General features: G+C 46.0%; 9 protein-coding genes. All 9 read left to right on the forward strand.

What is annotated here, in order from left to right:
- Positions 1–267, forward strand: a 267-nt coding sequence (locus tag M0Q24_RS11325) for a hypothetical protein (protein ID WP_295050732.1), incomplete at its 5' end; no start/stop codon positions are given.
- Between the two features lie 44 nt (positions 268–311).
- Positions 312–1226 (forward strand): hypothetical protein, encoded by a 915-nt coding sequence (locus tag M0Q24_RS11330; RefSeq protein WP_295050733.1) that lies wholly within the window; start codon positions 312–314, stop codon positions 1224–1226.
- A 20-nt stretch (positions 1227–1246) separates the two neighbouring features.
- On the forward strand, positions 1247–1819 hold the full coding sequence (locus M0Q24_RS11335; RefSeq protein ID WP_295050735.1) for a hypothetical protein: 573 nt from the start codon (positions 1247–1249) through the stop codon (positions 1817–1819).
- A gap of 16 nt (positions 1820–1835) precedes the next feature.
- Positions 1836–2429, forward strand: coding sequence for a hypothetical protein (locus M0Q24_RS11340; protein ID WP_295050737.1), 594 nt, complete (start codon positions 1836–1838; stop codon positions 2427–2429).
- Between the two features lie 60 nt (positions 2430–2489).
- Positions 2490–2975, forward strand: coding sequence for a hypothetical protein (locus M0Q24_RS11345; RefSeq protein ID WP_295050738.1), 486 nt, complete (start codon positions 2490–2492; stop codon positions 2973–2975).
- Complete coding sequence (locus tag M0Q24_RS11350; protein WP_295050740.1) at positions 2972–3505, forward strand: hypothetical protein; 534 nt, start codon at positions 2972–2974, stop codon at positions 3503–3505. The genes M0Q24_RS11345 and M0Q24_RS11350 overlap by 4 nt, the downstream gene beginning before the upstream one ends.
- Positions 3506–3508: 3 nt before the next feature.
- Positions 3509–4006 carry a hypothetical protein gene (locus M0Q24_RS11355; RefSeq protein ID WP_295050742.1) on the forward strand — a complete coding sequence of 166 codons (498 nt, stop codon included), beginning with the start codon at positions 3509–3511 and terminating at the stop codon, positions 4004–4006.
- Between the two features lie 134 nt (positions 4007–4140).
- On the forward strand, positions 4141–4701 hold the full coding sequence (locus tag M0Q24_RS11360) for a glycosyl hydrolase 108 family protein (RefSeq protein ID WP_295050744.1): 561 nt from the start codon (positions 4141–4143) through the stop codon (positions 4699–4701).
- Positions 4698–4922: hypothetical protein (locus M0Q24_RS11365; protein ID WP_295050746.1), on the forward strand; the 225-nt coding region annotated here is incomplete at its 3' end. The genes M0Q24_RS11360 and M0Q24_RS11365, both read left to right, overlap by 4 nt.

Consider the following 4922-nt stretch of genomic DNA (forward strand, 5'->3'; position numbering starts at 1 on the left):
AGAAAAAACGTATCTAGCGCAAAAAAACAAGTTCAAAATATTGTTAAACCTGTTAATACAGGAGTTAAACCCGTGCAGACAGTAAAAAACGTTGATCCATTAGCCCAACAAAAAGCCGCCGCGCTACGGGCCAAAATTGCCGAAGCCCGCGCAAAACAAGCGGCCAAAACCACAGAAGAAAAAACAGAATTCAACAAAAATTTGATTCTTCCCATTGCCGCCGCCGCTATTGGCGCGGGTTTACTTTTAAAAGGTCGTCGCGGGTAGGGCTCTAGCCTCGCTCCATGCTTTCCCACAAAGAGCCCTACCCCATGATCGTATCACAAAAAACAAAAACGGCTATCATTCGAAACCGGCCCGAAATGTTGGGCGTTTTGGAAAGTTACGAAGAGCAAATTTTTAATGCCTTAGATAAAAAATTCTATGGGCTTGAAAAAAATATTGGCATGTCAAAAAAACGAATTTTAATAGCCATTGGGAAAGCGGCTTATTATTATCGCCAATTTAACTACCCGAGAGCTAAAGAAAAGGCCAAAAATTTAAGAGATATGGTAGCCAAAGACATGGGCGCAACGGTGGCCGAACGGGCGGGAATTTTGCGCTTGTTGCTAATGTTAGATGCTATCCAAAAACCAGAATTTCCACTGTTAGCTACTTATTTAAGCCCGCAAAAAATCAACGCGTCAACGGTCAAAGATGCGGCCGCCGCGGCGGTTTCTCAATCGTCTAGCGCGGTAGCTGATCACTTAAAACAAGTAGCAAAAGAAACCGTTTCAGATGCGGGAAAATTGGTTTCTTCGGCTTATGATACCGTGAACGAGATCGCCCCATGGTATTTGAAGCCTAAAGTATTGTTACCCGTTGGGTTAATTGGTTTGATTTTGTTTTATGGAATGCCACTACTTAAAGCGGCCAAAGCTACGCGCCCTAAATATTTGGCTAATCCAATTCCCGCCAATCGGGTAAAAGCACGGAAAAAATACAAAGAGTTTCACGCAAGCGAACCTAAAAAAACGGTTTCAGTGTCGAAAATTGACACAAGCGAACTTGTGGAGCTTGGAAAAGCTCTAGAGATCGGATACAAGAGCAAGAAATGGGAAGGCAAGAATAACAACTACTTACACAAATTTGGGCGTGGCGTTCGGCTATGCTCAACCGCTGACGGTAAGGCCCTGATTATCTTAGGCGGCAAACTAGAAACCACAGAACGGGGAATTGTGGGCTAATGCCCCAAGGAGTGCCACCCATGGCTAAAGCAAAGCGAAAGGGCCGCCGCAAAAAGGCCCGCAGTTACATTTCCAACCCCGCGCCCAAGAAAAAAACCGCGCGCCGTCGTCGGAAACATGCGATTACCCCCCTACACATTGCCCGTGTTGCCGCGCGCAAACTTCGCTATCGTCGGAACCCGTCTAGCTTTATGATGGATTCGGCCGCCTTGTTAGGCGGTGGCGTGGCGGGTGCTGTTGCGGTGCCTAAGCTCGTTTCTATGATTCCCGTGGGAACCAATCTCATTAAAAATTTGGGAATGGTTGTCTTGGGTTCGGCGCTCACTTATATGAGCTTCAAAAAGCGTTCCTATTTGGGTTTGGGCGTTGGAATGGGCACCGCCGTAGCAGGTGCTACGCGCGCGATCACAAACGCCATTCCAATGCTTGCGGGAGATGGCGAATACACCCAAGACGAGCAAGAGGCTATCACCTCTGATTTGATGGGCGATGACGGGGAATTCGATTATAACCCCGAATACCTCAACGCCCCCGCCGCTATGGCCGCTCCAGCAATGTTTGGGGCTGATCCTTTCACCAATTCCATGTTTTAACTAAGGAGTTAAACAAATGCAACAATTAAACCCCGTTGTTTCTTCCGTACCAGGTCAAGGGAACAAACTTGTATCTTTGCTCCGAACTGGCTTTATTGTCGATTCGGAAACAAGCAAAGAACTATACAATTTTTCCCGCGTGGATCCCCGCCCATTTGCCCGCTTTTTGACAAATATGGACGATGCGGGCCGTATTGGCAATTCTTGGGATTTTGACGCGCGCGCCGTTGGTTTGCGTGTGATCAAAGTAGGAACAACCGCCCCCACGGCTGCCGAAATCCACGACTTGAAAAAGTACATTGCTTCCCTTGAAATTTTTATCAAAGTGGGTTCGGATCGTAAACCCGCCGCCGAAATTTCGGGTTTGCAGTTTATTGACCCACAAGAATTTTCAATTTCGGCGGGCGTGTCGCCAACTCTTACGGCAATGGTTAACCCCACAAGCCAAAAGGGTGAAATTAACCTACCCGTACCCGTATTGATTCAACGCGGATGGGAAATTTTTGCCGAATGCAAAAGCAATTTGCCAACCATTCCCGCGACTTTGCGCGCGGCAAATGAAGAATGGGCGTTGGAACTGTTCTTAGTTGGTTTTAAACAGACCTACTAAACACACCACACGGGGAACGCTAAAAAGCTAGTACCCGTTTTTTTCCTTTAGGGGTAAAACATGCAAATTATTAAAACTCTTTTTCTTTCTTTGGCCGCTGCAATGGCGCATGTTCAGAATTTGTTCACTACGCAACAATACCGCCGCGATGTGTTGTTGAGCCGAAAATTTACCGCCGCGGCTGGATCTTCTAACTATGTAGAGTTGTCACTTCCTAAAGAAGGGGCGTTTGAATTGATGGGCTGGAACATTCAACACACCTTAGACGGTGGCGCGGCTCCACAATTATATTTGAAATTTTCGAACTCTGGCGACGGTGGCGCGTGGTCCAATGATTTTTTACCGATTCGATGTATTGCCACGCCTGGCGCGCCTGGTGTCCCCCGTTATGGTTTCATGGCATTTTGGCGGGCCATTTCCCAAGAAGAAAAAATCAAGATTGAATATAACGCCGCCAATTGTGCGAATAATATTGAAATTGAAATTGTATTCTATGGCCGTGTTTATGCGGGTTCTAAAGTGGTAGGAAACAAGGTAATTCAATGATTAATAGCGGACGATTCCAAACACGCGGGCAAAAATTCTTTAGTTCTATGATTGGAGAAGCCCAAAACGGATACAAACACCAAATTTTAAACCCCAATTTGGTGGAACAATTAGCACCCGCGCGGCGGAATGTTCGCAGTCGTTTAATTGCCCATGAATTCAATTTGTTAGCTGGTCAAACTCAAGAGTTTTTACACATTGCGATTGACGGCTGGGCTTTATCGATTATTGGCATAAATACAGACCACGACGGGGGGAATATTCCCGCGCCGTTGTTCCAAATTGAATTCCCTAACACAAACCACCCGCCAATGGGATGGAGCCAAGCAGGCGAAACGGCCTATATTGGTTCTTCGCTAATTGCTTCCCAAGCGCATGGCCAAATTTTAGAAGAACCAGGCGATTATTTCCGCATGATTGCCCCGACTGAATCCATACAAATCAACGCAAAAAGACACCCCACAGATATGGCGGGAAATCGCCGTTTTAGTGTGGTTCTTGAATGTGTAGAAATTGCTAGGAGCTGGTAAAACATGGCTCAAACTGTACGCGCTCTTTTCCCGGGTATCAATCCCCAAGCTGTTACCGTTTTACCTACTAAAGCAAGTTTTACCGCCCTATTAGTGGCGGGAAAATTTGTTTTTAATCAAACGGTATCAATTGGCAAGCTAAACGACAACACGACCGCAATAATTGCAGGCGTTGAATTTTCGGCCAACATTGACCAATTAGATTTTAGTGATGCTCTAGACCCATCCGCTAATGGTGGATTTTTTCGCCTCGATTTGCTGGCAGGTGGAAACGGGCACCAAGTCAATCTACAGCCGTTTTTATTTTCCGCATTCGGCCAAGGTGGCGGCTTTATGACTGAGTATTCAGCCACGGCGGCAACTGATCAACAAGAAGAAATGTTTTTACGTCTACGCGGTTCTTTGATTCAAACCCCTAGGATTTTAGCAAGCGGAAAAACAAGTATTACAATTACAACAACCTTAAACCAATACAACATAATGGGCGGTTATAATGTATAACAATATTAAAAAAGTTCTCAAAAAGAAAAGAACATGGGCGCTGTTGTCCGTCGTTGGTTTGGCGGGTTCTAAAATTGCTACTGGGGATTATACGGGTGGATTCACGGCCCTAATTTCTTTCTTTGGCGGTTGATATGGCTGAATTTAGAAAAGCCCTAGAAATAACCCTCAAGCACGAAGGCGGGGAAACCGTTGACACGGGGGGATATACAAAATGGGGTATTTCTCAAAAAGCATATCCAAATTTGGATATTAAAAACATGACCCGCGCCCAAATGGAAGCGATATACAAGCGCGACTATTGGGACAAAGTTTTGGGCGATCAAATCAAAGACCAAGCAAGCGCGGCCGTTCTTTTTGATTATGCCGTAAATGCAGGTGTTACCGCCGCAACTAAAGCCGCTCAAAGAATTTTAGGCGTGGGCGTTGACGGTGTGGCGGGTCCCAAAACTTTGGCCGCAATTAACAAGATGGGGCCCAATTTTGCAAGCTTGCTGACTAAACAAAGAATGCAATTTTACACTCGTTTGGCTGAAAGTAACCCCGCAAAATATGGCATTTATTTAAAGGGGTGGCTAAAAAGGGCACAATCTTTTTTTGATTTGCCCCCCTCAACGGCGGGCGGTGGTTTGGCGATTGCCGCCGCGTTGACGGGGGTTTATTTGTATTTGAAAAAAAGGGAAAGTATCACATGAGCGATGAAGAAAAAAAGCCATTAACCCGCGAAGAAAAGGAAGCGGCGCAACTAGAAAAGCATTTGGGCAAGCTCTACCAATTGCGGGGCATGGAAGGGGAAGAGGTCAAGGGCTATGTTTACCGCGAAGTAATGGGCGGTAGTTCGGCCAGTTTGCCACCCGTTGATCGTGTTTTGATGGATCATGAGCTAGGCCAACTTTATGGACCTGGAAAATATAAA

Source organism: Sulfurimonas sp., assembly GCF_023228785.1.
Classification (GTDB): domain Bacteria; phylum Campylobacterota; class Campylobacteria; order Campylobacterales; family Sulfurimonadaceae; genus Sulfurimonas.

Bases quoted from the DNA above. Each gene is read 5' to 3' on its own strand.
- M0Q24_RS11345 (WP_295050738.1), top strand. From the start codon at position 2,490: ATGCAAATTATTAAAACTCTTTTTCTTTCTTTGGCCGCTGCAATGGCG.
- M0Q24_RS11340 (WP_295050737.1), top strand. From the start codon at position 1,836: ATGCAACAATTAAACCCCGTTGTTTCTTCCGTACCAGGTCAAGGGAAC.
- M0Q24_RS11330 (WP_295050733.1), top strand. From the start codon at position 312: ATGATCGTATCACAAAAAACAAAAACGGCTATCATTCGAAACCGGCCC.
- M0Q24_RS11350 (WP_295050740.1), top strand. From the start codon at position 2,972: ATGATTAATAGCGGACGATTCCAAACACGCGGGCAAAAATTCTTTAGT.
- M0Q24_RS11355 (WP_295050742.1), top strand. From the start codon at position 3,509: ATGGCTCAAACTGTACGCGCTCTTTTCCCGGGTATCAATCCCCAAGCT.
- M0Q24_RS11335 (WP_295050735.1), top strand. From the start codon at position 1,247: ATGGCTAAAGCAAAGCGAAAGGGCCGCCGCAAAAAGGCCCGCAGTTAC.
- M0Q24_RS11360 (WP_295050744.1), top strand. From the start codon at position 4,141: ATGGCTGAATTTAGAAAAGCCCTAGAAATAACCCTCAAGCACGAAGGC.